This is a genomic window from Curtobacterium pusillum (assembly GCF_007680845.1).
Taxonomy (GTDB): domain Bacteria; phylum Actinomycetota; class Actinomycetes; order Actinomycetales; family Microbacteriaceae; genus Curtobacterium; species Curtobacterium pusillum_B.
In genome coordinates this window covers 148,274-174,653 of sequence record NZ_VEIY01000008.1, presented here as the reverse complement: position 1 = coordinate 174,653, position 26,380 = coordinate 148,274, and the positions used below count along the sequence as shown (strand labels likewise).

Annotated in this window: 24 protein-coding genes, 1 pseudogene and 1 riboswitch; of the genes and pseudogenes, 11 read left to right on the top strand and 14 right to left on the bottom strand. The window is 71.7% G+C overall.

The window, feature by feature from the left end:
* Window positions 1-438: 438 nt before the first annotated feature.
* Together FS825_RS16180 and FS825_RS16175 are read right to left on the bottom strand one after the other, a co-directional pair.
* The gene (locus FS825_RS16180; protein WP_260981287.1) at window positions 439-1,158 is read right to left on the bottom strand and encodes a helix-turn-helix domain-containing protein; all 720 of its coding nucleotides are present in this window, start codon (window positions 1,156-1,158) and stop codon (window positions 439-441) included.
* Between the two features lie 160 nt (window positions 1,159-1,318).
* Window positions 1,319-1,516 carry a helix-turn-helix domain-containing protein gene (locus FS825_RS16175; protein WP_222126951.1) on the bottom strand — a complete coding sequence of 66 codons (198 nt, stop codon included), beginning with the start codon at window positions 1,514-1,516 and terminating at the stop codon, window positions 1,319-1,321.
* A 214-nt stretch (window positions 1,517-1,730) separates the two neighbouring features.
* On the opposite strand from FS825_RS16175, the gene FS825_RS18765 reads away from it, so the two are divergent.
* Entirely contained in the window at window positions 1,731-1,892 is a 162-nt protein-coding gene (locus FS825_RS18765; protein WP_186377295.1) for a hypothetical protein, read from the top strand.
* A 94-nt stretch (window positions 1,893-1,986) separates the two neighbouring features.
* Window positions 1,987-2,538 carry a hypothetical protein gene (locus tag FS825_RS16170; protein ID WP_144715021.1) on the top strand — a complete coding sequence of 184 codons (552 nt, stop codon included), beginning with the start codon at window positions 1,987-1,989 and terminating at the stop codon, window positions 2,536-2,538.
* Window positions 2,539-2,547: 9 nt separating this feature from the next.
* On the opposite strand, the gene FS825_RS16165 is transcribed toward FS825_RS16170, so the two are convergent.
* On the bottom strand, window positions 2,548-3,777 hold the full coding sequence (locus FS825_RS16165; protein ID WP_186377294.1) for a tyrosine-type recombinase/integrase: 1,230 nt from the start codon (window positions 3,775-3,777) through the stop codon (window positions 2,548-2,550).
* Between the two features lie 411 nt (window positions 3,778-4,188).
* Between FS825_RS16165 and FS825_RS16160 the strand changes: the two genes are divergently transcribed.
* Genes FS825_RS16160 through FS825_RS16150 form a run of 3 tightly spaced genes read left to right on the top strand, consistent with a single transcriptional unit; the run spans window position 4,189 to window position 7,489 of the window.
* On the top strand, window positions 4,189-4,701 hold the full coding sequence (locus FS825_RS16160; protein ID WP_260981282.1) for a MarR family winged helix-turn-helix transcriptional regulator: 513 nt from the start codon (window positions 4,189-4,191) through the stop codon (window positions 4,699-4,701).
* The gene (locus tag FS825_RS16155) at window positions 4,698-6,047 is read left to right on the top strand and encodes a cryptochrome/photolyase family protein (protein WP_144715015.1); all 1,350 of its coding nucleotides are present in this window, start codon (window positions 4,698-4,700) and stop codon (window positions 6,045-6,047) included. The genes FS825_RS16160 and FS825_RS16155 overlap by 4 nt, the downstream gene beginning before the upstream one ends.
* Window positions 6,044-7,489 (top strand): serine hydrolase domain-containing protein, encoded by a 1,446-nt coding sequence (locus FS825_RS16150; RefSeq protein ID WP_186377293.1) that lies wholly within the window; start codon window positions 6,044-6,046, stop codon window positions 7,487-7,489. The genes FS825_RS16155 and FS825_RS16150 overlap by 4 nt, the downstream gene beginning before the upstream one ends.
* Before the next feature lie 25 nt (window positions 7,490-7,514).
* Here FS825_RS16150 and FS825_RS16145 read toward each other — a convergent pair whose 3' ends face one another.
* Window positions 7,515-8,489 carry a carbohydrate kinase family protein gene (locus FS825_RS16145; protein ID WP_144715011.1) on the bottom strand — a complete coding sequence of 325 codons (975 nt, stop codon included), beginning with the start codon at window positions 8,487-8,489 and terminating at the stop codon, window positions 7,515-7,517.
* Window positions 8,490-8,649: 160 nt separating this feature from the next.
* Between FS825_RS16145 and FS825_RS18760 the strand changes: the two genes are divergently transcribed.
* The gene (locus FS825_RS18760; protein ID WP_186377292.1) at window positions 8,650-9,225 is read left to right on the top strand and encodes a TetR/AcrR family transcriptional regulator; all 576 of its coding nucleotides are present in this window, start codon (window positions 8,650-8,652) and stop codon (window positions 9,223-9,225) included.
* A gap of 100 nt (window positions 9,226-9,325) precedes the next feature.
* Here FS825_RS18760 and FS825_RS16135 read toward each other — a convergent pair whose 3' ends face one another.
* The 5 genes from FS825_RS16135 to FS825_RS16115 form a co-directional block, all read right to left on the bottom strand.
* A complete protein-coding gene (locus tag FS825_RS16135; RefSeq protein ID WP_144715009.1) occupies window positions 9,326-9,940 on the bottom strand; it encodes a superoxide dismutase in 615 nt (204 codons plus the stop codon).
* A 44-nt stretch (window positions 9,941-9,984) separates the two neighbouring features.
* Window positions 9,985-10,494: a flavin reductase family protein gene (locus FS825_RS16130; protein WP_092095343.1), complete on the bottom strand. Its 510-nt coding sequence runs from the start codon at window positions 10,492-10,494 to the stop codon at window positions 9,985-9,987.
* Between the two features lie 368 nt (window positions 10,495-10,862).
* Window positions 10,863-12,386 carry an MFS transporter gene (locus FS825_RS16125; RefSeq protein WP_144715007.1) on the bottom strand — a complete coding sequence of 508 codons (1,524 nt, stop codon included), beginning with the start codon at window positions 12,384-12,386 and terminating at the stop codon, window positions 10,863-10,865.
* A gap of 215 nt (window positions 12,387-12,601) precedes the next feature.
* Complete coding sequence (locus tag FS825_RS16120) at window positions 12,602-13,624, bottom strand: LacI family DNA-binding transcriptional regulator (RefSeq protein WP_144715005.1); 1,023 nt, start codon at window positions 13,622-13,624, stop codon at window positions 12,602-12,604.
* Window positions 13,603-15,657 (bottom strand): aldo/keto reductase, encoded by a 2,055-nt coding sequence (locus FS825_RS16115; RefSeq protein WP_144715003.1) that lies wholly within the window; start codon window positions 15,655-15,657, stop codon window positions 13,603-13,605. The genes FS825_RS16120 and FS825_RS16115 overlap by 22 nt, the downstream gene beginning before the upstream one ends.
* A gap of 182 nt (window positions 15,658-15,839) precedes the next feature.
* On the opposite strand from FS825_RS16115, the gene FS825_RS16110 reads away from it, so the two are divergent.
* The 5 genes from FS825_RS16110 (at window position 15,840) to FS825_RS18755 (ending at window position 19,952) form a co-directional block, all read left to right on the top strand.
* Complete coding sequence (locus FS825_RS16110; protein ID WP_144715001.1) at window positions 15,840-17,141, top strand: ABC transporter substrate-binding protein; 1,302 nt, start codon at window positions 15,840-15,842, stop codon at window positions 17,139-17,141.
* A complete protein-coding gene (locus FS825_RS16105; RefSeq protein WP_144714999.1) occupies window positions 17,138-18,187 on the top strand; it encodes a carbohydrate ABC transporter permease in 1,050 nt (349 codons plus the stop codon). Before FS825_RS16110 ends, FS825_RS16105 begins: the two co-directional genes overlap by 4 nt.
* Complete coding sequence (locus FS825_RS16100) at window positions 18,184-19,107, top strand: carbohydrate ABC transporter permease (protein WP_144714997.1); 924 nt, start codon at window positions 18,184-18,186, stop codon at window positions 19,105-19,107. Before FS825_RS16105 ends, FS825_RS16100 begins: the two co-directional genes overlap by 4 nt.
* Window positions 19,108-19,166: 59 nt before the next feature.
* Entirely contained in the window at window positions 19,167-19,715 is a 549-nt protein-coding gene (locus FS825_RS16095) for a TetR/AcrR family transcriptional regulator (protein WP_144714995.1), read from the top strand.
* A gap of 66 nt (window positions 19,716-19,781) precedes the next feature.
* Complete coding sequence (locus FS825_RS18755; protein WP_186377291.1) at window positions 19,782-19,952, top strand: hypothetical protein; 171 nt, start codon at window positions 19,782-19,784, stop codon at window positions 19,950-19,952.
* A 194-nt stretch (window positions 19,953-20,146) separates the two neighbouring features.
* Here the strand turns inward: FS825_RS18755 and ribH are convergent, their stop codons facing one another.
* The 5 genes and pseudogenes from ribH to FS825_RS16070 form a co-directional block, all read right to left on the bottom strand.
* Window positions 20,147-20,626: a 6,7-dimethyl-8-ribityllumazine synthase gene (ribH, locus tag FS825_RS16090; protein WP_144714993.1), complete on the bottom strand. Its 480-nt coding sequence runs from the start codon at window positions 20,624-20,626 to the stop codon at window positions 20,147-20,149.
* Between the two features lie 29 nt (window positions 20,627-20,655).
* Window positions 20,656-21,378 (bottom strand): annotated as a pseudogene (ribB, locus tag FS825_RS16085) (3,4-dihydroxy-2-butanone-4-phosphate synthase); the annotation flags it as partial.
* Window positions 21,378-22,058: a riboflavin synthase gene (locus tag FS825_RS16080; RefSeq protein ID WP_144714989.1), complete on the bottom strand. Its 681-nt coding sequence runs from the start codon at window positions 22,056-22,058 to the stop codon at window positions 21,378-21,380. The gene FS825_RS16080 and the pseudogene ribB, both read right to left, overlap by 1 nt.
* 91 nt (window positions 22,059-22,149) lie before the next feature.
* Window positions 22,150-22,284: riboswitch (FMN riboswitch) on the bottom strand.
* A 157-nt stretch (window positions 22,285-22,441) separates the two neighbouring features.
* Window positions 22,442-24,970, bottom strand: coding sequence for a bifunctional lysylphosphatidylglycerol flippase/synthetase MprF (locus FS825_RS16075; protein ID WP_144714987.1), 2,529 nt, complete (start codon window positions 24,968-24,970; stop codon window positions 22,442-22,444).
* Window positions 24,967-26,319 carry an alpha/beta hydrolase gene (locus tag FS825_RS16070; protein ID WP_260981281.1) on the bottom strand — a complete coding sequence of 451 codons (1,353 nt, stop codon included), beginning with the start codon at window positions 26,317-26,319 and terminating at the stop codon, window positions 24,967-24,969. The genes FS825_RS16075 and FS825_RS16070 overlap by 4 nt, the downstream gene beginning before the upstream one ends.
* Between the last annotated feature and the right edge of the window lie 61 nt (window positions 26,320-26,380).

Sequence of the window (26,380 nt, the reverse complement as noted above, 5' to 3'; positions counted from 1 at the left end):
GCAGCGCGGTGGCCATCGTTGCTCGCGAGGCGGTCGAGCAGCCGGTCAGTTGCGGCGTGAAGGGCTTCCGCGTCGAGGCGCTTCACGGCGCGGTCCAGGTCACGCTCGTAACGACGGAGGGCACGCGCGCTGCGCCTCTCTGAGGGGTTTGGATCCTCGGGGTAGCCCCCATAGCCGATCGAGGGCGTCCTAACGCCCTGAGCAGCCAGCAGGGCCTGGATACGCGCGTGTGCATCGTCGGGGTCGGTCACGGTTGTTCCTCTCGGTCGAGCGTGTGTGGTTCGGGATTTGTGGAGGCGTACGGCGGTCCGGGGAGGATGATCCGGCCCTGGCGGCTGACTACGCGCCCGTCACGGCGGTTGCCGCAGCCGTTGAGGCACCAGCCGCTGGTTGCGTCCCAGCGATGCCCGTACACGCCCGGACGGCAGTCACGAGCGTTCACGACGCCACCTCCTCACGTGCGGCGGCACACAGCCCGCAGTGGCGCCCGAACCACTGGTGCACGTGCTGTCCACGGCTCGTCGTGACGGGCACCGGTTGAGCTGCTGCCAGTCGAGCCTCCAGCACCCGCCGCGCATCACGAGCGCCGGTCAGCGGCTGCTCGGTCACCTGCCGCACGACGCGGTACCCGTCCCACGGATTGCCGTTGCCGAGGCGGTAGGCGTGCGCCAGCAGCTCATCGACGGTCAGTGGCAGAGACCGATCGGACACCAGGGATGCGAGCGCCGCCCTCGCATTGGGCTCATGCTCGTGCGGCTGCCCAACGCCCTCAGCGATCCGCGGTGGCACCTCGCCCGGTTTGGTTCTCTTCGGTTCGGTTCGGTTCGTGGCAGGCATCCCTGCCAGGTCCCCTGCCACATCGCCTGCCAGGTCCCCTGCCACATCGCCTGCCAGGTCCCCTGCTACACGGGACGATTCAGCAGGGGCAGGGACGCCTGCCAAATCCGTGCGCAGCCGCCAAGTCACGGAACGCCTGGGCGCGGCAACTCGCTCGATCACTCCCGCCGAGGCGAGTAGTTCGAGCGCATCTCGCACGTTCCGACGCTGAACGCCCGCCACGTCGTGCGCGATGGTTTCGGCGCTCGGGAAGGCGTAGCCCTCGGGGTCGGCGTACTGCGCCAGCGCGATGAGCACGCATCGAGCCCGGTCGCTGCCCACGTTGCGAGAACTCGGGAGATCCACCGCGAGTGCCCACCGGGTGAAGTCCCCAGCCGCCGTCACGGTGAACCGACCACCGCAGTCGGGCGTACTCGCTGTCGGCGGCGCGCACTATCGTCCTCACCGTCGGTGGACGTGGGCCGCCCGGCAGCGGCCCACGTCATCGACCGACCTGCGGACCGAGTGGAGCGCCGAGGGCATCGAGGTCTGCGACGCGGATGCGCACCAGGCGTGGACCGATACGTCGGGCGGGCAGTGTGCCTGCGGCGATCCATCGGCGGATCGTCTTGTAGTCCACGCCCATGCGGGTGGCGGCGTCGGTGATCGACAGTTCAACGGGCTGCGGCGCAGCGTCCACGGGAGTCCTCCGGGTGAGCGTTCGGAGAGCGGTCCGCGGCGCATCTGCGCTCGGCGGAACTCCGCTCTTGCTGGAACGACCTCAGTCCGTGATCCCGTCACTGCCTACTGCTGGTCTGACCACGAGGGACAGCGCCCGGCTGTGTCGTGTCTGTGACCACCATGCCCGAAAGTGGTACTTCGCAACAGATGAGCCGGACTCTATAGTCCGTTTCATGGCATTCATGAACCGCGACGAGGACAAGCCGCTCAAGCGCTACGCATCACTGAGCGTTCGCGATCAGGCGATGGTCAAGGCGCTCAGCAAGGCGATCGGTGACGAGGTGCGCGCAGCACTCGCAGAGGACCGCGACGCACGCCAAGCACAGGAACGCTGAGGTGGGTTTCTGGTCGAGCCTCTTCGGTCGTTCGACTTCGGCGGCCCCAAGAGCCGTGAGCCAGAGCGCAGTAGCTCGTGAGACTCTGGCCGACTTGGCCAACGAAGGTGGCCGGGCACCGTCGTGGTACTACCCGACGGGAACCGACGAAAGTGTGTTCCTCGGGACGGACGGTCAGATCGCACTCCACGCAATCCGATACAGGGACAGCGGGAGTGAGGACGTGCTGCGGCTCGTCGATGATGCGACTGGACTGCTGCTCGGCCCGACCGACCGGCGCTTGCCCAAGCTCGGCATATTCGTCGGCCAGCTCCGTGGCGAGTACTACCACCAGGCCGCGTGCAAGGCGGGAGACTTCTCGCCGGGCGCGCCACTGCGCGTCGTCGCGGAGCCAGACAACGAGCACGCCGTCGCGGTCTATGACTCAACTGGCGAACACAAAGCGGGGTACTACAACAAGCAGAAGGCTCGCACAGTGGCTCGTCACCTGAGCAGCGGTCGGACGCTCGCCGCCGTCTCGTTTCGTGGCACACGTCCGGGAAAGAGCTGTCCCGCGGTGGGGGTGATTGCCGCCGAGCCGGATGTGCTCACGCGACTGTTGGAGCCGCGGCCGACGCACCTTCCCCTGCCAGCTCACCTGCGCTGAACGAAACGGTCAGAGCGACGACATGCGCGCGGCTAGCTCCGCGTCCCGTTCGGCCGCCGCGTGCTGATAGCGCATGGCTGTGGTCACGTCCGAGTGCCCGGCCCGGCTCATGAGGTCCTTGGTCGTCGCGCCAGCCTGCGCGTAGCGAGTGAGCCCGTAGTGCCTGAGCGCGTGGAACGGCATGTCCGGGCGACCTGCCGCCTCGCGCGCTGCAATCCAGAACCCGTAGAACGCTCCGTTGCTCAGGTGCTCGTCAGCACGCTTGGTCGAGGGCCACAACAGCGCGTCCTCGCCCGCTGGCAGTGACGCGAGGTGTCGGCGCAGCGACGGCGTGAGCATCGACGGCAGCGCGACGGACCGGACGCCAGCGCTGCTCTTCGGCGTGCCGACGATGAAGCCGCCACCCGTCGGCTGGGTCACGGCCCGAGTCACGTGCACGACCGCCAGAGCGTCGTCGCCGGGAGCCGAGAACTCGACGTCGCCGCGGCGAAGCTCGGTCAGCTCGCCGTAGCGGAGCGCACCCCACGCCGCCACCTCGATCAGCAGGACGAACCGGGGGTCGATGGTCGCCGTGATGATGGCCAGCTCCGCGTCGGTCGGCGGGTTGACGTTCTTGCCGGTCTGCGCCTTCGATGCCCCGCGGATGCTCGCTGGGTTGCGCTCCACCCGACCGTCCTCGACGGCCTGCCCGAGAATGGCCCGCAGCAGCCCGTACGCTCGCGCCGCCTGCGTTAGTCGCCCGCTCGCTGTCTCATCCGAGTACCAGGCGCGCACCAGGTCGGGCGTCACGTCAGCCAGGTTCAGCTCATGAAAGCGCTGCATGCGAGTGTCGATCAGTCGCTGGTACCCCGCGATGGTGCTGGGCTTGATCTGCGCACCGTTGCGAGGGTGCCGCCGCGTGTTCACGTAGGCGTCTGCGAACTCGCGGAAGGTTATCGGGAGCAGCGCGGGCTTGAGCCGGTCTGGATCGACCGTGCCCCGAGAGGTGCGAGCGCTCTCCCGGTCCAGCCAGCCGAGGGCGTCCTGTCGGTTGTCGAACGACCCCTTGGCGTAAACACGCTTGCCGGTGGGCGGGTCGGTCGGTGCCTTCCGCAGGTACGACGCCTGGTAGCGCGGCTTGCCCCGTGTGGCCGTGCCGTCAGCCTTCCGCTTGCCCTGCACGCGGATTTCCTTCACCGACCCCCATGCCAGGCGGCCCGCACGGTACGACCGTGGTCCATCGCTCTGCTCGCTGGTCACTGCCGCTCCGATCGTCTGTGCCAATCCGGTGCCCATTCGTTCTGTCCACCCGTGTCCATTCTCGGGTATCCGTGTCCCGGTGTCGAGAGCCGACGATCCGCACGTTTGTGGGCGATTCCGCTCGTTCGGCGCGCTCCTGCGCCGATGTACCGAGAGCCGCAGAAAGCGATTGCAGGACACTCTTGGTGCAAGGGAGAGGGCCGTCCGCCGGGCAACTGGTGGGCGGCCCTCGTTGCGTTCCGGAACTGCGCTGGTCGTGCAAGGGAGAGGGCCGGTCGTCCCCGTGACGACCGGCCCTCGTTGCGTTCCGGAACTGCGCCGGTCCTGCAAGGCCCCCGTTGCGTTCCGGGCGGCCGGTGTCGTCGCCCGTCGGTAGTGTGGGGTGACCGTACGACCGGAGGGAGCGCGTCCGTGGACGAGTCATGTCGCAGCGACAAGGCGACCGCAGTGGCGGCCTGGGAAGCGCTGTTCCGCGCCCAGGTGACGGTGATGCGAGCGCTCAACGCCGAGTTCCCCGGCGGCGAGATCTCCTTCAACGAGTACGACGTGTGCTTCAACCTGTCGACACAGCCCGGCCGCCGGTGCCGGATGCGCGAACTCACCGGACACCTCCTCCTCACCCAACCGAGCGTGAGCCGCCTCGTCGACCGCCTGACCGCCCGCGGCATCGTCGAGAAGCAGCCGGACCCGGCCGACGCACGCGGGGTCATCGTCGCCCTCACGGCGCACGGCTTCGACGTCTACCGGTCGGTCGCGGTCCAGCACGCGCAGACCATCGCGGACCAGGTCGGCGCCGGCCTCGACGACGCCGAACTCCGGACCCTGACCGAGCTCTGCACGAAGCTCCGGGTCGCGGCGGGCTCGATCACCACCCGCCGCACGCCCGCAAGGGCCACGGCCGCAGCGGACACGGCGGCGGTGTGAGCGGCGCACTCGTCTGGCTCCGCGACGACCTGCGGCTCGCCGACAACCCCGCCCTCCGTGCGGCGATCGACCACGGTGAGCACGTCACGGTGGTCTACGTCCTCGACGACGAGTCCCCCGGCATCCGACCCGCCGGTGCCGCCAGCCGGTGGTGGCTGCACCACTCGCTCACCGCACTCGACGCCGACCTCCGGGAACGCGGTTCCCACCTCGTGCTCCGACGCGGCCCCGCAGCGACGGTCATCGAGCAGCTGGTCGCCGACACCGACGCCGACGCCGTGTTCTGGAACCGACGCTACGGACGGGTGGAGCGAGACCTCGACGCCGGCATCAAGACCGCGCTGACCGACGCCGGTGTCGAGGCGCACAGCTTCGCCGCGAACCTGCTGTGGGAGCCGTGGACGGTGCTCACCGGGCAGGGTGAGCCGTACAAGGTGTTCACCCCGTTCTGGCGCGCGGCCCAGGCGATGCCCGAGCCCCGGCACCCGCTCCCGACGCCCCGCGACCTGCCCGCGCCCGCGACGGTCGCGAGCGACGACCTCGCCGACTGGGACCTCCTGCCCACCCACCCCGACTGGGCGGGCGGGCTCCGTGACGCCTGGGAACCGGGCGAGCACGGCGCGCACGAACGGCTCGAGCACTTCGTCACGGACGGGCTCGAGGACTACGACCAGCGCGACGAGCCGGCGATGGCGGCGACGAGCGACCTCTCCCCGCACCTCCGCTGGGGCGAGGTCAGTCCGTACCAGGTCTGGCACCGGCTGCACGGGCAGCTCGGGCCGGAGCAGCGGCAGCACGTCGCCGCGTTCCTCCGTCAGCTCGCGTGGCGCGAGTTCAACTGGAACGAGTACTTCCACTGCGACGACATCACGACTGTTAACGTCCGTCGTGAGTTCGACGCGTTCCCGTGGGGCGACGCGACCGAGGCCGAGATCGACCGGTGGCGCACCGGGACGACCGGGTTCGACCTCGTCGACGCGGGCATGCGCGAGCTCTGGCACTCCGGCGCGATGCACAACCGGGTCCGGCTCGCCACGGCGAGCTTCCTCGTGAAGAACATGCTCGTCGACTGGCGGGTGGGCGAGCAGTGGTTCTGGGACACCCTCGTCGACGCGGACTCGGCCAACAACGCCGCGAACTGGCAGTGGGTCGCGGGCTCCGGGTTCGACGCGGCGCCGTACTTCCGCGTGTTCAACCCCGACCGGCAGCTCGAACGGTTCGACCCGCACCGCGAGTACGTCCACCGGTGGGTCCCGTCGGACGAGCTCCGCCCGGAACCGATGCTCGACCTCAAGGCCACCCGGCAGCGCGCCCTCGACGCGTACGAGCGGATGCGCTGGTCGTGAGCGACATCGCGACGGACCTGGTCGCCGAGGTCGACGCGGTGTTCCGCAGCCGGGTCGAGCGTGGCGTGGCGCCGAGCAGCGTCTGGGGTGTGTTCGACCGGACCGGGCTCGTGGCCTCCGGCGGGCACGGCGACCGGGGTGACGGCTCCGCGCCCGACGCTGACTCCGTCTACCGGATCGCCTCCTGCACGAAGAGCGTCACGGCCGCGACCCTGCTCGCACTCGTGGCGGACGGTCGGGTGCGGCTCGACGATCCCGTGACCGCCTACGTCCCCGCGTTCGCCGACGTCGCCCTGCCGTCCGCGGACTCCCCCGTGCCGACGCTCCGGATGCTCCTCACGATGGCGGCGGGCTTCCCCACCGACGACCCGTGGGCCGATCGGCAGGAGTCGATCACCGACGCCGACCTCGACCATGTCCTCCGGAGCGGCCTGCTGTTCGACTCGGTGCCCGGCACCCGCTTCGCGTACTCGAACCTCGGCTACGCACTGCTGGGCCGGGTGATCGCGGTCGCCGCCGGCGCCCCGTACACCCGAGTCGCCACCGACACCGTGCTCCGGCCACTCGGCCTGCACGACACCGTGTTCCGCGCCGCCGATGCCCGAGGTTTCGTGGTCACCGGCGTCCGCCCGCACGGTGGTGCGTGGGAACCGCTGCCGCTCACCGGACCCGGGGCGTTCTCGCCGATCGGCGGACTGTTCTCCACCGTGACGGACCTGGCTCGCTGGGGGTCGCACCTGGCGTCGGCGTTCACCGGTGCGCCGGAACCCGGGCGGGTCTCCCCCGCCGACCGGCGTCTCATGCAGCAGGCGATGCGGGTCGTCCCCCCGGCCGTGGTCCCGACGTCACGGCGCGCGACCGCGTACGGCTTCGGGCTGTTCGTCGAGCAGGACCCCCGGTTCGGTGAGCTGGTGTCGCACTCCGGCGGCTACCCGGGCTTCTCGGCGCACATGCGCTGGTCCGTGCGGGACGGCCTCGGCGTCGTCGCGTTCGAGAACGCCACGCAGGCGAAGGTGTCCGTCGCCGCGGACACCGCCCTCGACCTCGTCCTCGCGTCCGGCGTGCCCGAGCGCGACGGTGACCTGCCCGTCCAACCGGCACCGGGCACTGGTCGCACGGCCGACGCGACGCGGGCGGCGCAGGGAGCCGTGTCGCGCCTCCTGGCCGACTGGGACGACGACCTGGCGGACGCGATCTGCACGCCGAACGTGGCAATGGACGTCCCGTACGAACGTCGGCGGCGGGCCGTGGCCGAGGCGGTCGCCGCCGTCGGCGCGGACCTCACGGCCGCGCCGGTCGGCGAGCAGTCGTCCGCGCCGTCGCACCTACGGTGGTGGCTGCCCGGCACGACGGGGCGACTGCGGGTGGAGATCCGGCTGGCACCGCTCGCGGCCGGGCTGGTGCAGACGCTGATCGTCGCGGCGGAGCCCAGCGAACGCTGACGGGCGGTCGCTGGACCCGCGGTCGCTAGACCGGCGGTCGACCGCCCACGAACCCGAGCGCGCGCGCTGCGACCCGCGTGCCCTCGCGCGCCGCAGCACCCACCCGCACGGGGTCCGTCGCCCACGCGCGCAGGAACCCGGCGGCGAACGCGTCCCCCGCGCCGAGGGTGTCCACGACGGTGGCCGGGGTCGCCGGCACCCGCTGCGGGCTCCGTCCCCGGCGGCCGAGGAGGACGCCTTCCTGGCCGCACGTCACGACGACCAGGGGGACGCGGTCGGTGAGCGCCCGGATCGCGTCCGGCAGCGTGGACGCGTCCGTGAGCGCGAGGGCTTCCTGCTCGCTCGGGAAGAGCACGTCGACGCCGTCGAGCGCGTCGAGGAAGGCAGCGGGTCCGACCGACCGGACGACCGCGGCCGACGAGGGGTCGAGCGACACCCGGGCCGAGCCGGATCCGACGCGTGCGACGAGCGCGGCGATGCGGTCGGCACCGCCGCCGCCGAGCATCGCGGACCCGGTGAGGTGGACGATGTCCGCGCGCGACAGCAGGTCCGCCGGGACGTCGTCGGCCGACAGCACACCGCTCGCGGCGGGGTCCGACATCGCCGTCCGGCCGACGGCGTTGCGGACGGAGACGACCGCTCCCGTGGTCGACCGGGCGTCGTAGCGGATGTGCGCGCGGACCCCGGCGTCGCCGAGTGCGCGCTCGTGCCGGTAGACGTCGTCGACACCGACCCGGCCGACGAGGTCGACCTGCGCTCCGAGCCACCCGAGCCACGTCGCCGTGTTGCCGGCCGCCCCCACCGGTCGATGGCGGATGACGGCCGCCGGGTCGTGCACACCCATTGACGTCGCCGTGGTCTGCACGAGGACCCCGTCGAGGACGTCGCCCACGACCAGGAAGCGCTTCCCCGCCCCGCGACGGCGCCCTGCGACCGCCCGTCCGGCACGGGGTGCCTCGGGACGCGACGGGCCTGCAGGACGCTCGGGAGGGATGGACATCCCGCCCAGTGTACGCGGAGCCGAGCAAAGCTCCGTTTTACGTCGTTCGACGCTGTCGTACAGCCCGGGAGACTGTCGGAGTGATCCGGTAGCATGTCAGTCGTCCGTATTTCACTGCTCGTCGATCGCCGTGCGCCGATCGCGACCCGCCGGAGACCCCATGCCCAGGAAACCCGACCCGACGCTCCGACCGGCGATCATCGAGAAGGTCGCCGAACACCTCCGGGACACCAAGCTCGGTGACGTCTCCGTCCGCAGCCTCGGCCGCGTGCTCGGGACGAGCGCGTACCCGATCGTCTACCACTTCGGCTCGCGTGACGCCCTCATCGACGCCGTCGTCGACCACCTCGCCGGCACCCACGTCGCCGCCGCCCTCGACCCCGACGCGGACGACGCCGCGCTCGCCGGGTACCTCGTCGCCGTGTTCGGTGGGCTCGACGACCCGGCACGGTCCCTCGCGGCCCGCCTGACGTTCGAGCTCGGCGCGGTCGAAGCCCTCGACGGACGGGACCGCGAACGCTCCTTCCACCGTGAGCAGGTCGCGGCGATCACCGCGTGGTGCACGGCGCACGGACACCGCGCGCCGGACGCGGAACGGGCCGCCCGCGGGGCCGTCTCCGCCGCGCGGGGCGCACAGTGGGCCGCCGTCGTCGACGTCGAGGGCGCCGACACCGACGCCGCGCTCCGCGCGATCGCGCGCGAGTTGGCGGACGGGGTCCGGGTCGGAGTGCGCTGAGGCCTGCGAGCCGCTGCAGACGGACTGGAGGCGCGGTGCCAGCCGGCACCGCGCCTCCAGTCGGTCGGACGGTCGCGTCACGCGACCCGCTGGTCGTCCGTCAGAGCGTGACGAACCCCTGCGTCTTCGCGGTCGCGAAGCGCGCGGCGACGTTCTCCCAGTCGACGATGTTCCACACGGCCTTGACGTAGTCCGCCTTGACGTTGAGGTAGTCGAGGTAGAAGGCGTGCTCCCACATGTCGAGCATGAAGATCGGGACGAGGCCGAACGGGATGTTGCCCTGCTGGTCGAACAGCTGGAACGTGGTCAGCTTCTGGCCGACGGTGTCCCACGCGAGGACGGACCAGCCGGAGCCCTGGATGCCGTTCGCGACGGCGGTGAACTGCGCCTGGAACTTCTCGAACGAGCCGAAGAACTCGTCGATCGCGGCGGCGAGCTCGCCCTCCGGGACCTTCGTGTCCGGGCCGAGGTTGGTCCAGAAGATCGAGTGGTTCACGTGGCCACCGAGGTGGAACGCGAGGTCCTTCTCGAGCTTGTTGATCGCACCGAAGTTGCCCGACTCGCGCGCTTCGCCGAGCTGCTGCAGCGCGGTGTTGGCGCCGGTCACGTACGCCTGGTGGTGCTTGTCGTGGTGCAGCTGCATGATCTTGCCGCTGATGTGCGGCTCGAGCGCGGCGTAGTCGTACGGCAGCTCCGGCAGGGTGTACTCAGCCATGTGAGTTCCTTTCGATCAGTGGATTGCGGATGGTGCTCCGCGGCTCACGAGAGCCGGGAACGATCGGTGAGGGAGTGGAATTCCCGGTTGTGGTAGACCAGCGGCTCGCCCCGTTCGAGGCCGACGACGATGTCGAGGACCTCGGCCACGACGACGGTCGACGAACCGATCGGCGTGGTCGACAGGGGTCGGCAGCGCAGGGCGCTCGCGGCACTCGGCAGGTAGCGGTCACCCGACGGCAGCGTGCCCCAGATCGGGTCGTCCGCGGCCGGACTGCCCGTGGCGGCGAAGCGCTTCGCGAGGGCGACCCCGAGGGAGTCGACGAGGTGCACGACGAACAGGGGGGCGCCGAGCACGATGCCCGCCGACCCGGAGTTCGTGGACAGCGAGAACACGAGCACGGGCGGGTCGACCGCCACGCTGGCGACACTGGACGCGGTCAAGCCGGTCGGGCCGTCCGGGCCTTCGGCGGTGATGACGGCGACTCCGGCGGGGTGGCCGCGGAAGGCAGCCTTGTACGCGTCCGCGATGGTCGCCGGTGCTTCGTCGGGCATGGGAGTCGTGGCGTTCCTTCGGTCGGGGTGCGTCGCGGGTGCGCGGACATCTCCCAACGTAGGACCTCAACCATGGTCGAGGTCAACGATTCCCAGGTTCGGCCGATCCCGGGCGTGCCGTGTGACGCCGCGTGACGTGCGCCGCGTGCTCGCTGGGTGCCCCGTGCGTGGCGGTGCGCCGGGCGTGGGGCGGGCAGGCGCGCCGGGCGCGCCGACGGGTCGAACCACGGGGACGACGTCGAACCGGGCGCCGGGCGTGGTTCGATGTCGCAATCGTGGTTCGACCCGGGCGACCCGCGCGACCCGGGCGACCCGCGCGACCCGGGCGACCCGCGCGACCCGCGCGACCCGCGCGCGCCGCAGGCGCGTCAGCGCCGCCGCAGCATCACGACGGCACCGGCCGCCGCGACCACCATGAGGAGCGCAGCGACCCCCGCCGTCACGGTCACGCCGGAGTCGAACGCCGCCCGCGCCGACTCGAGCAACGCCTGCCCCGCCGGCCCGCCGAGCGAGGCCGCCGCGGACACCGCACCGCCGAGGGTCTCCTGGGCGGCAGTGTGCGCCGACGAGGACAACCCGTCCGGCACCACCACGTGCGCCCGGTACGCCGTGGCGAGGATCGTCCCGAGCACCGCCGTCCCGAGCACGGCACCGATCTCGTACGCGGTCTCCGACATCGCGGACGCCGCTCCGGCCTTGTCCGCCGGCGCCGTCGAGATGATGAGGTCGTTCGTCACGGTCTCGGACGCGCCGATCCCCAGGCCGAGCAGCACGAACGCGAACGCCAGCGCCACGATGGACGCGTGGTGGCCGAGCACGGCGACCATCGCGTACGCGGCGGCCGAGAACAGCAGGGCGACGGCGACGACCCAGCGCGGTGCGACGCGGCCGACGATCGGCACGACGACGAGGCCGGCGACGATCGTCAGCACCGATCCCGGCACGAGGACGATCCCGGACGTGAACGGGTCGAGCCCGGCGACGAGCTGCAGGTGCTGCGCGATGAAGAACAGGAACCCGGTCAGCGAGAACATCGCCGCGAGGTTCATGAGCACGCTGCCGGTGAACGCGGTGCTCCGGAACAGCCGGAGGTCGAGCATCGGGGTCCGCGAGCGGAGCTGCCGCCGCACGAACGCGATGCCGCACAGCACACCGACGGCGAGCATCGCGATCGCGAACCCGCGCTCCTCGGGGTGCACGACGGACTTGATCGCCCAGGCGATCGGGGCGAGGGCGCCGAGCGACAGGAACATGCTCGGGACGTCGACAGGCCCGGGGTTCGGGTCGCGGGACTCCGGGACGCAGAACGGCACCGCGACGAGCATCACGACGAGGATCGGCACCGCGACGAGGAACACCGCGCCCCAGTGGAAGTGCGCGAGGAGCACCCCGCCGACGAGCGGGCCGAGCGCGTTGCCGGCCGCGAACATCGTCGACCAGACGGCGAGCGCCATCCGCCGCTCCCCCGCGTCGGTGAAGACGTTCCGGATGATCGACAGGGTCGCCGGCATGAGCATGGCCCCGAAGACGCCCATCACGATCCGGGCGGCGACGAGCATCCAGGCGTCGGTCGAGAAGGCTGCTGCGACGGAGAACAGCGCGAAGCCGCTGGCGCCGATCACGAGGATCCGTCGCCGGCCGATCCGGTCGCCGATGCTGCCCATGACGACGAGGAGTCCGGCGAGGACGAGCGGGTACGCGTCGACGATCCAGAGCTGCGTCGTGGCGTCCGGGTTCAGCGCGCGCGAGATCGACGGCAGCGCGAAGCTCAGGACGGTGTTGTCCACCGAGATGAGCAGGACCGGGAGCATGAGCACCGCGAGCGCTGCGAAGCGGCGGGCACGGGTGCCGATGACGGCGGTGGGGACGGGACTGGTGAGCAGGGCGGACACGACAGGACTCCTGGGACTTCGAGCCGGACCAGGTCGACGGCGGAGCAGACGAGACGGGACGCGGGGTGTGCACGCGTCCCGTCAGGACTCCGTTAGTGTACCGTCTGGACGGTAATGGTTGCAAATGCAACCGAACGGCGGACGGGAGGCGCGGTGCCAGCCCGCGCCGCGCCTCCAGTCAGCTCGCTGGTCGCGACCAGGGCGACCAGCAGTCGTCAGGCCGATTCGCGCAGGAGCAGGCGGTGCCGGACCGCGCGCTGCACCACGGCACCCTGCCGGGGCAACTCGCCGGCGAGCATGCCGAGCGCGAGGTCGAGCGCTTCCCGCGCGACCGCGTCGAGGTCGACCGCGAGCGTCGTCAGCGTCGGCGCCACGAGCGCACCGAGCGGGAGCCCGTCGACCCCCACGACCTTGACGTCCCCCGGGACGTCGACGCCCGCGCGTCGGCAGGCCTGGAGCACGCCGAGGGCCATCACGTCGTTGAAGGCGAGGATCGCGTCCAGTCGGCGCCGGCGCGCGAGGATCCGTGTCGTCTCCTCGGCGCCGCAGTCGGCGGTGCCGTGCTCCGCGTGCACGAGCTCGGGCAGGTACCCGCGTCGCTGGAGGGCGTCCACCATGAGCTTCCCGCGGACGCTGGTGTGCTCCGGCGACGAGTTGTCGAGCACGACGGGGTGCCGCACGCCCGTGGCGACGAGGTGGTCGGCGAGGACCTCGATGGCGTCCGCCGGGTCGATCCAGACGGCCGCGGTCCGCGGCTCGGAGTACGGGTCGAGCTCCACCATCGGCACGGTCCCGAGGAGTTCCCGCCACTGCTCCCGGCGCGAGCCGAGGTACCCGATGACCACGTCGGTCTGGGACCCGAGCGCCTGGACCATGCGGTCGGCGTCGCTCGCGAGGTCGACGTCGGCGAGCATGACGTTCCACCCCTGCTCCGCGGCGAGCCGGAACACCGCCGACGCGAGCTGCGGCGTGTACGGGTTCCGGAGGTCGTTCACGACGAGGCCGAGCTGGTGGTCGCCACCGGTGACGAGCCCGCGCCCGAACCGCGACGGCCGGTAGTCGAGGCGCTCGGCCTCGGCGAGGACCCGCTGCTTGGTCGCCGCACTGATGCCGGACATGCCGTTCATCGCACGCGTCACGGTCTGGCGGGACACCCCGGCGGCTGCGGCGACGTCGATGATCGTCGCCCGGCCGCCGGGGGCGGGGACCGGGTCGGTCAGTCGCGGAGGTCCAGCCATGCCACCTGTTCGGGAGTGAGGTCGACGGAGAGGCCCGTCATGGAGGACCGGGCTTCCGCGATCGTACGCGGTCCGAAGAGCGGGAAGGTCGGGAACGGCTGGTTGAGGACGTACGCCAGCGCGACGGCCGTGGCGGGGACACCGAAGCGCTCGCCGAGCTCCGACGCGCGACGGAGCCGCTCGAAGTTCTCGTCGCTGTAGTAGCAGCGGACGAGTTCGGCGTCGCTGGTGTCCTCGGGCTTCGCCCGGCCGGTGAAGAACCCGCGCGCCTGCGAGGACCACGGCAGCAGCGGGACCTGGCGCTCCTCGAGCCACTGCTTCGAGGCGGCGTCGGTCGCGTGCCGGCACCCCGCCCACGGCACGTCGTACGCCTCGGCGAGGCCGAAGTGGTTGCTGAGGACCGCGAACTCGTGCTTGCCGTTCGCGCGGGCGTACTCGTTCGCCTCGTCGAAGCGCGCCGTGGACCAGTTCGACCCGCCGTAGACCCGGATCCGGCCGGCTCGGCGGTGCTCGTCGAGGACGTCGACGAACTCCCCCACCGGGATGTCCTCGTTGTCCCGGTGCATCATGTAGATGTCCGCGTAGTCGGTGCCCTGGCGGTCCAGGCTCTCGAGCAGCTGGCGGGTGAGGGACTCCGGGTCGCAGTACGGGGTGTGGGCCCCCTTCGTGATGACGACCACGTCCTCGCGGATGCCCCGGTTCTGGATCCACTTGCCGAGTCGTCCTTCGAGCACCCCGCCGCCGTAGATGTAGCCGGTGTCGAAGACGTTGCCGCCCTGCTCGACGAACAGGTCGAAGATCGCGCTGGCGTGCGCGAGGTCGGGCTGGTTGTCGACGCCCATCACCAGGCGGGACATCCGCTTGCCGACGCCGGCGACCTCGCCGTAGCGCATCGGGGCGTCGGTGGCCACGGCCAGCGGTCGGCCGCTCACGGTGGGGATGTCGGCGGTCTCGGCCTCGAACGGGAAGCGCAGGCCGATCGCGGCCCGCCACTTGTCGAGGGTGCGCGCGGTGGCGAGCGACTCGTCGAGCGTGTACTCGGGCACGTCGACGCGACCGGCAGCGAGGGCGGCGGTCGTGGCGTCCGCTTCGAGCGCGTACGGCTTCGCGCCCGCGAAGGACAGCGTGCGCGGGTCCTCGTCGACGGTCCGGATCTCGACGGTCGGGTCGTCGCCGAGCGTCCACGGGTCGGTCAGGGTGATCGTCCCCGTGGTGCCGTGCACGACCACGGTGTTCTCGTCCTGCACGCGGACGCCGGTGCGGAGGTGCGCGGTGATCGTGTGGCCGTCCACGCCCCGGTAGGCGGCGTCGGCTGTGGTCCACTCGTCGACACCGGTGGGACCGAGGGTCCCGGCGGCGGTGAGCTCGGTCGGCTCCGCGACGGCGACCCCCGTCGCGGCCTGCACGATCGCCGCCGTCATCGTCACCGGGTAGCCGCCGACGTCGAGGATCCCGCCGCCGGCGGTGTCGACGTCGAACAGGCGGCCCGTTCGGCTGCCGGCGCGGAACGCGAACGCGGCGTCGACGTGCGTGACGTCGCCGATCGCGCCCTCGCGGACGAGGTCGAGCAGGGTGGCGGTCTGCGGGTGGAAGCGGTACATGTACGCCTCGACGAGGGGCAGACCGGCCTGGCGTGCCGCATCGGCGAGCGCCATCGACGTGCCGTGGTTCGGCGAGAGGGGCTTCTCGCAGAGCACCGCCTTGCCGGCCTCGAGGGCCGCGAGCACGAGGGCGGCGTGGCCGGTGTGCACCGTCGAGACGTAGACGGCGTCGACTCGGGGATCGGCGAGCACCTCGTCGTAGGAGGCCGCGGCGACGTCGGCGAACCCGTGGTCGGCCGCCTCGTCGGCGAAGGCCCGGGCCCGCTCGGTCGACGAGCTGCCCGCGGCGACGAGCGTGGCCCCGGCACCGCTGGCCGGCAGCTGGGCGAGGAAGCGGCGGGCGATCCCACCCGGGCCGAGGACGGCCCACCCGGGGGCGTCCTGCTCCCCCGGGGTGCTGCTGCTGACGGTGGTCGCGGTCTGCGCTGACATGCGGATCCTTCTCGAGTCGTGAACCTTCACGGTCGCGTCGATCGTACGGTCGTCGTGCCTCCACTGCAACGATGCGGATGCTTGACACGGCGTGTCGGTCGGAGGATGCTCTGACCACTTCGTGAGCGTTCACGGTCGAACGCTCCAGGTATCCCGATCTCAACGACGAGAGCAGGTACTCCGTGACAGCAGCACCATCGACCAGTCTCAGCCGGCGGGGGTTCCTCGCCGGTGCGGGCGCCCTCGGCGCCCTCGCCACCACGGCGCTCCTCGCCGGGTGTTCCACCGGCACCGCCATCTCCAAGGACCCGGACGAACTGGTCCTCTGGTACTGGAACCGGTCCCTCGACCCGAAGTTCCTGAAGCAGGCCGCGGGAGGCATCAGCGGCCACCACCCGATGCGACTCCGGCCGGACCTCATCGGCGGAGCGTCCTACGACACCAAGTTCCGCACCGCCCTCGCCGGCAACGCGTTCATCCCCGACGTCCTCATGGTGAACTCGAACTGCTGGCTGTACTTCCCCGACGAGGACCTCTTCACCGACTTCGCGCCGACCGCGTCCGAGAAGTCGTCGTACTACGACTGGAAGCTCTCGCTCGGACGCACACCGTCCGGACGCCAGTGCTTCTGGCCGGTCGACACCGGGCCGACCGGGTTCTTCTACAACCAGGACGTCCTGCGGAAGGCCGACCTCCCGACCGAGCCGGACGAGGTGAGCGCGGCCATCCAGAGCTGGGCCGACTTCCGGGCCTTCGGCAAGCAGATCAAGCAGAAGACCGGTGCCGCCACGATCATCACGGCGACCCAGCTCTTCAACCAGTTCGTGGCCGCGAGCCCCACCCGCTACTTCGACCGCGACGACCGACCGCTCTACCACGACGACGACAGCTCGATCCGGAAGGCGTGGGAGAACGCCGTCGAGTCCGTCCACGCCGGGATCACCGCGAACCTGCAGTCCGGCACCGACCAGAACGCCGGGTGGGTCGCCGGTCGCGTCGCCGGCCAGATCGAGGGCGCCTGGTGGACCCAGGTCATCCACGACACCGCACCGGACCTGTCCGGCAAGTGGCGCATCGCCCGGCAGCCCGAACGGCCGGGCAACAGCGGCGGCTCGTTCCTCGCGGTGCCGAAGACGTCGAAGGACCCGGAGGCCGCGGTGGCGTTCGCGAAGTGGATCACCCGGCCGGACGTGCAGTCGCACACCTACAACGACATCCAGCTGTTCCCCTCGACGCCCGCGTCGTTCGAGAACGGCCTGATGCGCAACCCCGGCGACTTCTTCGGGGACCAGAACCCACTCGACTTCTTCAGCGAGGCGGCCCCGGAGGTCCCCGTGACGTACATCTCCAACTCCGAACGGTTCATCGGCGCCTTCGCGACCGAGATCACGAACGTCGAGTCCGGCAAGGACCCGGAACGCGCCTGGAAGGACGCGCTCGACCAGACCGACCGCGTCCTCGCGAAGCGGGGGGTGACGGCATGAGCGCTCCGCTCAAGGAGGCGACCGCGACGACGGCCAACCCCGTCGTCGGCGGCGCACCGACCGCGTCGATCTCGACCGCTGCGACCGGGCACGGGCCCGGCCTGCGGCGGTTCTGGCCGCAGTACACCGCGATCGCGCCGTTCTACGTCCTGTTCCTCGTGTTCGGGCTGTTCCCGATCGTGTTCTCGATCGTGCTGTCCTTCACCGACTGGGACGGCGTGGGCTCCCCCGCGTTCGTCGGGCTCGCGCAGTACCAGTACCTGATGACCGACCCGCGGTTCTGGAACGCCGTCGCGAACACGTTCATCATCTGGATCATCTCGACCGTCCCGATGCTCTTCCTCGCCCTGGTCCTCGCGTTCCTCCTGCACGGCAACATCCGGGCGAAGGGCTTCTACCGCGTCGCGTTCTTCATCCCGAACGTCACGAGCATGGTCGCGATGGCGATCGTCTTCGGCTCGGTGTTCTCGGACGGGTTCGGACTCGTCAACGCCGCGCTCCGGGCCATCGGGGCGGACCCCGTCGGGTGGCTCTCGTCCTACTGGGGCATCAAGGTGACGATCGCCGTCATGGTGATCTGGCGCTGGACCGGGTACAACGCGATCATCTACCTCGCCGGCCTGCAGTCGATCTCCACCGAGCTGTACGACGCGGCGAAGGTCGACGGCGCGAACACCTGGCAGATCTTCACCCGCATCACGATCCCGATGCTCCGTCCGGTCATCCTGTTCACCGTCATCACGTCGACGATCGGCGGGCTCGGGCTCTTCACCGAGCCGCAGATCCTGTTCAACGGGCAGGCCGTCGGCGGCCCGGACGAGGCCGGCATGACGATCGTGCTCTACCAGTACGACCAGGCGTTCAACCAGTTCGACTTCGGCTACGGCTCGGCGATCGCCTGGGTGCTGTTCATCTTCTCCGTCGTGTTCGCGATCATCAACTGGCGACTCCTCAGCGAACGGGACGGCCTCAAGACACCGCGACGCCTGCGCACCCCGCGGGCGGTCCGCGCCGCGGCGACGACCACGAAGGGGGCGAGCGCATGAGCGCCGACACCGCAGCCGGCACCACGACGACCGTCGCGGCACTCGGCCAGCCCGGCATCGCCGGAGACCGACCGGACGACCACCGGCGTGGTCCACGGCACGGGTGGGTCGGCCGGCTGGTCACGCACCTGTGCCTCATCGTCGGCGTCGTGCTGTCGATCTTCCCGTTCTACTGGCTGCTCGTCATGTCGACGTCGTCGAACGCGCAGATCTTCGGCTACCCGCCGTCCCTCTGGTTCAGCGACCACACGATGCAGAACCTCGCGACCGTCTTCGGCAGCGTGGACATGCTCCGAGCCCTCGGGAACACCGTCATCGTCGCCGGCGGGACCGCCGTCCTCGTGATGCTGTTCGACTCCTTGGCGGCGTTCGCCTTCGCGAAGTACGAGTTCCCGTTCAAGCGGTCGCTCTTCACGATCATGCTGGCGACGTTCCTCGTGCCGGGCAGCCTGTCCCTCGTGCCGAGCTTCGTGCTCATGGCGCACCTCGGCTGGATCGGTGGGCTCCAGGCGCTCATCGTGCCGGGTGCGGCGAACGCGTTCGGGATCTTCCTGCTCCGGCAGTTCGCGACCGGCTCGATCCCGAACGAGGTCATCGACTCGGCCCGGGTGGACGGTGCCGGCTTCTTCCGGACGTGGTGGTCGATCGCGGTGCCGATGCTCCGCGGCGGGCTCGCGTTCCTCGGCATCTTCACGTTCGTCACCGCGTGGAACGACTACGTCTGGCCGTTGATCGTGCTCATCGACCCGAAGGGACAGACCCTCCAGGTGGCCCTCGCCGGCCTCAGTTCCGTGAACGCCACCGACCTCGGCTCGGTGATGGCGGGCGCCGTGATCAGCGTGTTCCCGCTCATCGGGGTGTTCATCATCGGCTCGCGGCACTTCATCGCGAACATCGCCGCGGGTGCCCTGAAGGGCTGAGCGCATGGGCGGCAGTGCGCGTGACGCGCTGCCGCCCACCGTTCCCTAGACTCGTGCGCATGGCAAGCGCCCGCGATCGTGTCCTGGACAGCTTCGTCGCCATCGTGTGCGAGGAAGGAGAGCGTCCCGCGACCCTCGACGCCGTGGCCGCTCGTGCCGGGGTCTCGAAGGGCGGGCTGCTCTACCACTTCGGGTCGAAGGCCGCCCTGGTCGAGGGGCTCTGCGAGCGCCTGTCCGACCTCTCCGCGATCGACGTCGAGCGGATGCGCGAGGCCGAGGACGGCGCTCCCCGGTACTTCGTGCGGAACTGCCTGTTCGTCGGCAGTGAGCTCGACCTCGCGCTCCTCGCCGCGAGCCGACTGCAGCAGGCCGGGTACGAAGAGGCCGGCCGCACCCTCGACGAGACCGAGAACGCCTGGCTCGCGGCCCTCGTGGACGCCCTCGACGACGAGCCGACCGCGCAGGCCGTCAAGCTGCTGGGCGACGGCCTCTACCACCAGGCCTCGCTCGGGGCCGCGAGCGACGTCCGGCCGAACCGCAGCACCGTCGACATGGAGGCCCTGCTCGGCGTCGTCGACCGACTCATCGCGACCAAGCCCGGCGCGTGAACGGACATCCCCGATCCTGGGGATAGACTTGGCGTGATCCACCCGCCTGATTCCGGAGGTACCACTGTGGGCCGCGTCATCGCCGCTGTTTTCTCGATCGTGCTGCTGCTGGTCGCGATGTACCTGTTCGGTTTCGCGTTCCAGGTGAGCTCGGGTCAGGCATTCGTCTTCATGGGCGGTCTCGTGCTCATGTGCCTCGCGTTCTTCCTGCCGATCCACGTCTTCGGCAAGCGGTAGGCAGCCACCGCGTCCGGACGGGCCCCGCACCTCTCGAGGTGCGGGGCCCGTCCGCGTTGCGCGCCCCGGTGCGCCCGGCCGCGCCGAACGCACCAGGTTCCGGACACAGCACCGCGGAAGAACGTGGTGCTGTGTCCGGAACCTGGTTCCGAGGGGAGAGCGGGGAGCGCCGCGCGCAGCGCCGCCCGCGCGCGCTACGCGAGCACGCGCAACGCCCGCAGGGTCACCGCCGTCGACACCGCGGCGTGCACCGCCTCGGCACCCTTGTCCTCCTTGGAACCGGGCAGCCCGGCGCGGTCGAGCCCCTGCTGCTCGTCGTCCAGCGTGAGGACCCCGAAGCCGACCGGCTTCCCGGTGTCGAGCGCCACACGGGTGAGCCCGCTCGTCGCCGCATCCGAGACGTACTCGAAGTGCGGGGTCCCGCCGCGGATGATCACCCCGAGGGCCACGGCCGCGTCGAAGCCGGCCTCGAGCGCGACCTTCGCGACGACCGGCAGCTCGAAGCTCCCCGGCACCGGGATGACGTCGGCGGTGGCGCCGAGCCGCTCGACCTCGCGCTGCGCCCCGGCGAGGAGGCCACCGGCGATCTCGTCGTGCCACCGCCCGGCGATGATCGCCACCCGGATGCCGCTGCCGTCGACGTGGTCACGGTCCGCCGCGCCTGCTCCGCTCATCGTGTCGTTCCTTCCGTGGGCGCGGACTCCGCCGCTGCCCGGTCTGCCGCGTCGAGCCACTCGACGAGTGCGGCGATGGTGATGACGGGCACGCCGGCGCGTGCCCCGAGTCCGAGGAGTCCCGGCAGGCGCATCATGCTGCCGTCCTCGTCGACGATCTCGCAGATGGCCGCAGCGGGACGGAGCCCGGCCGCGGTGACGAGGTCGATCGCGGCTTCGGTGTGCCCGGCCCGTTCGCGGACCCCGCCCGGTCGGGCGCGCAGGGGGACGACGTGTCCGGGGCGGTGCAGGTCGTCGCGGACGGAGGCCGGGTCGGCGAGGACCCGCAGCGTCCGGGCGCGGTCGTGCGCGCTGATGCCCGTCGTCACGCCGACGGCCGCGTCGACGGTGACGGTGTAGGCCGTGCCGCGGACGTCCTCGTTGTGCGCGACCATCGGCGGGAGGTCGAGGGCGTCCGCGATCTCGACGCTCACCGGGGCACAGATGAACCCGGACGAGTGTGCGACCGTCCAGGCGATCCACTCGGGGGTCGCGAGCTCGGCGGAGAGGATAACGTCGCCCTCGTTCTCGCGCTGCTCGTCGTCGGCGACGATGACGGGGCGTCCGGCGGCGATGGCGGCGACCGCCTCGTCCACGGTGGACAGTCCGAGCCCACCGGCGACGCCGGTCGGGGCATCCGCACCCGTCGACGCGGCCGCGACCGCCGTGTCCGTCGTGCCCGCCTGCGGAGCGGGACCTGCCCCGGCGACCATCACCGCGCCTCCAGACCGACGAACGCGTCGGCGCCCGCGCGCGCACCCGCACCCGCGGCCGCGGCCGCGGCGTCGAGCCGCAGCATCCGCCGCACGTGCCGCGCGAGGACGTCGGTCTCGATGTTCACCCGGTCACCGGGGACCCGCGCGCCGAGGGTCGTCGCCTCGAGCGTCTCGGGGATGAGACTCACCTCGAACCACGCGTCGGCCGGCGGGGTGTCCTCGGTGGACACCGCGCTGACCGTCAGCGAGACGCCGTCGATCGCGATCGAGCCCTTGTCGACGACGAGCGCGCTGAGCTCGGGCGCGAGCGAGAACCGCACGCGCCGCCAGCCGTCGCCGTCCGCGGTCTCGAGGACCGTCGCGGTGCCGTCCACGTGCCCCTGCACGATGTGCCCGCCGAGTCGGTCGCCGACCGAAGCCGCGCGCTCGAGGTTGAGCCGGTCCCCCACCGCGAGGGCGCCGTGCGCGCTCATGTCGAGCGTCTGCTTCATGACGAAGGCCGTGAAGGTCTCCGGGGTCTGCTCGACGACCGTCAGGCAGACGCCCGACGTCGCGATGGAGTCACCGTGCCGGGCGTCCGCGACGACGAGCGGGCCGCGGACGGTGAGCGCGACGGAGTCGCCGTGCTGCTCGACGGCGGTGACGGTGCCGAGTTCCTCGATGATGCCGGTGAACACTGGTGTCCTCTCAACGGGACTCCGGGGCGTTCGACGATCGTCGGCATCGACGGACGGGTCCGCCCCCACACGTGTGGGTGCGTCTCGTCCGCCAGCGCGCCTCCCATCCGGACTTTCACCGTCGGTCCCGGAGTTCCACCGGGTCAACCTCTGTCGGGTTCGCACCCGTCATCAGTTCGTGGACTGTCACCACCGGTTCGGACTTGCACCGACCCCGGAGCGCTTGCGTAGTCGGAACGATACCCCACACCGGTGACCGTGACCTCGCGCCGGCCCCGCGGACGTCACCCGGCGTCACGCACGCGCCGTGGCGGACGGGAGGCGCGGGTCGGGCTGGCACCGCGCCTCCCGTCCGCGACAACCGCCCCTACTGACCGCGCCGCTCAGCCGCGCCCGCGCGCCAGCGCGACCGCCTGCCGCAACGACAGGTCCGGCAGGTAGGCGCGCACCACCGCGATCCCGATCGCCGGCAGCGCGACCGGGTCCGGGTACGCGAGCACGAGCGGGTGCAGCTCCGGACCGAACTTCAGCTTGAAGCGCAGCAGCGACCGGAAGCCGTAGACGGGCTCGAGCACCCCGCCGACGAGGTCGAGCAGGTCCCGCACGCCGTCGTTCGCCGGAGCCGGCTCGGAGGCCTGGGCGAGCGGCGCGGCCGACAGGCTCAACCGTTCGACCCCGTCCTCCCGCATCTGCTCCGCCGCACTCGCGACGAGGAACTCCATCACGCCGTTCGGCGCGGCTCCCGTCCGGCGCATGACGTCGAGCGTCCACCCGACGACCCGGCCCTCACGGTGGCTCGGCAGCCAGCTCGTCACCGCGAGCACGGTGCCGGCCGGGTCCTGGGCCACCAGGGTCCGGACGGCCGGGTCCCGCATCTCGTCGACGCCGCCGAGCGTGAAGCCCATCTCGGGCAGCTCCCGTTCGGCGACCCACTCCTCGGAGATCGCCTCGATCTGCCGGGTCGTCGACGACGGCAGCTGCTGCCAGCTCGCCCAGGTGGCGGTGATCCCCTCGCGCTTCGCCTTGTTCACCGAGGTCCGGACGTCCTGCTTCTTCTTCCCGCTCGTGGTCCAGGTGCGCGGGTCGAAGTCGGCGTCCTCTGCGACGGGCAGTGTCGCCCAACCCTGCGCGGTCAGGGTGCCGGCGGAATCGGCACCGATGCCGTAGAACACCGCGGTCCAGCCGTTGTCGTCGCACCAGCGAGCGAAGGCGGTCATCGCCTCCGCGCGGGCGTCCGGCCAGCCGAAGGGTCCGCCGACCGTCACCGCCACGCGGCCGGTGCGGCGGAACGCGACCCCCGCGCGACCGTCCTCGGCGAACCAGTACGCGTTGCCGTGCCAGGTCGTCATCCACCCGAACGCGTCGCCGCCGCCGGCCTCCAGCAGGGCCCGAGCACGCTCGCGGTCCCGTCGGGTGCCGTCCGCGTCGGAGTCCGGCTCGACGGCGCCCGTCGGCCGCACGGCCGCGAACGCGATGACGAACCACAGCACCGGGCCGGCGAGGCCGATCACGACGCGGAGCGCGGGGTGGAGGGACGGCAACCGGTCCCAGAACGCCACCGGCGCGAGCGGGCCGAGCGCAGCGACCGCGAGTCGGAGCGGCGCCTCGACGTGCTGCGGGGACGACGCCGCGGTGACCAGCACCACCGCGACGACCACGGCCGCCGCAGCTGCGACCGTCACCGTGAAGCCGAGGACGCGGCGCCGCGACGGCAGGACCGTGAAGGACCGACGCAGGAGCACGAGCACGACGGCGGTCGCGAGCGGGACGACGACCGACGCCGCGATCGAGACGTCGACGATGAACTGGTCCTCCATGCCGTGCAGCTGCTCGACGCTGCCAGGGGCGACGCCGTACGTGACGGCAGCAGCCACCGCCGTGACCGCCTCGACGACGACCACGAGCCACACCGCGAACCGGCTGCCGCGGAACAGGCCGAGCGCCGCCACGACGAGCACGACGAGCGGCGCGGACGCCAGGGCGAGGGTCCACGGGTCGGTCGTCCGGTACGCCAGCAGTGCGCGCAGGCACTCCCCCGCCACCGCGTCCGCACGGCAGCCGTGCACCGGCGTCACCGGACCGGCCCCCACCACGGCGGCGAGCGGCGCCAGGATGCCGACACGGGCCCGGGACACGAGCGCGATGACCGGTCCCACGGCGGACACCAGGACGACGGTGCCGAGCAGGACCCGGGTCTCACGGTGGGAACTGCGCTGCCAGCCCGCGCGCTTGGGGGTCCGGCGGAGCAGTTCGCCGAGGACCCACCCGGCGCCCGCGGCGAGCACCGCGTAGAGGTCGGAGGCGTGCCCGGCGTAGAGCAGGAGGGCCGCGACGACGGCGAGGGCGTTCACCCGGATCCGGCGTCGCCACAGCGGCCCCGCGAACGCACTCGCCGTCACGATGGTCCCGACGATCGCCGTCCACGGGTCGAAGCTGGTCGCCCGGCCGAGGAGGAGGGGTCCGACGTCGCGGCCGTCCGAGTCGATGAAGGCGCTGAGCGCTCCGACGCCCGTGCCGACGACCGTGGTGACGACGAACGCGGTCGCGGTCCGCCACGACCCCATCAACCGTTCGGCCGCGCCGACCAGGACGACGACCCCGGCGAGGGTGAGGAGCAGCGCGAGGACACCGGTGGAGGCGGCGAACACCCGGAAGGGGCCGTACGGGACCGAGCCGGCGCCGCGCTGGACCCGCATCACGACGGCGGCCGCGGAGGTCGCGAGCACGAGGACGACGATCGCGGTCGTCACCGGGTGGCGGCGGACGGTCCGCCAGGCACGGCCGACGCGGGTGGCGCGGGCGGCGCGGCCGGCGCGGCCGGCGCGGCCGGCGGCGGACGCTGGCGGGGCGGCGGGCGGGGTCCCGGCCTCGGCCCCGGTCCCGGTCGGGGCCCCGGTACCGGTCCCGGTCACAGCGTGCCCTCCGGCGCGGGGAGCCCGAGGTGCGCGATGACCGCCGGCAGCCCGTGCGCCAGGACGTACCGCACCGTGTTCCAGTCGTGCGCCGACCCCGGCGAGACGACGAGCTCCGTCCGCATCCCGACCCGCTCGGCCACCGCGCGCAGCGCCTCCGTGGACGCGCGGTAGGGCGCGTCGTCCTGGCCGAACCCGAACACCGTGAGGTGGTCCGGGTACCGTCCGTGCGCGGTCATGATCGCACTCGGCGCGGCCGCCCGGTAAGCGGTCTCCGAGCCGCCGAAGCCGAGTGCGACGGTCTGCTGCAGGCTCCCGTTCCGCGGCGCGAGTTCGCTGGAGATCGCCAGCGCCGACCCGAACACCTCCGGGTGCGCCGTCGAGAACTGCATCGCGCACGTCGCACCCTCGGAGAAGCCCACGATCCCCCACGCGCTGGGAGCGCTCGCCACCGGGAGGTGGTCGCGGATCCAGCGCACCGTGTCGGTCATGACGTAGGTCGCGCTGCGGCCGAGACGGCGGGAGTCGACGCACATCGGGTTCCGCGCCGGCGCTCCGAGCTGGTCCGGTGCGACGACGATCGGGGCGATCCCGTGGTGCGCATCCGCATACCGGTCAAGGTACCGGCCGAGGTCCCCGGTCTGGAACATGTCGGCCGGTTGCCCGGGCTGGCCGGAGAGCGACACGAGCACCGGCAGCTTCGGCGGGTGTGCGACCCGTGCGGCCGGCGGGAGCCAGACCACCGCCTTCCGAGCCCGGAAGTGCGAGACCGTCCCGGGGATCCGGACGCTGATCGTCTCCCCCGACCTCGGCATGTCGGCCGGGGCGTGCCACTCGGCGGTGTCGACGAGGGTGGCCCCACCGCCGCCGTCACCCGGGGCCGCCGCGAGCGTACGCGACGGGTACGGGTTCGTGGCGATCGCTTGTTCGACGTCCTTGTAGAAGCCGAAGTCCACGTTCACCCCGAGTCCCGCCGACAGCGCGATCACCGCTGCTGTACCCACCGCCGCGACCCGCATCGTCCAGCCGCCCTGCACGAAGACGACGAGGAGCAGGGCGATCCCCGCGCACGCGATGGCGATCCACATCCGTGTGACCGGCGTGAACGAGACACCGAAGAGGTCGAGCACGTCGCCCGTCCACCAGACCAGCACGAGGCCGACCCCGGCCCCCGCGATGAGCGCCCCCACCCGCCACACGACCGCACGGACCGGGTGGGCCGACCGTCGGCTCCGCCGTGCGAGGACCGGTGCCGCCACCACCCAGATCGTGAGGAGGACGGCGACGACGTCGACCGGGACGAGGACGTCACGCCCGGTGACGGGGATGCGCAGGAGGTCGTGGAGCACGGTCTCATCGTGGCGTCGTCCCGCTGCCGGGCAGCATCGGAGGCGCTTCTGCTGTGCACAG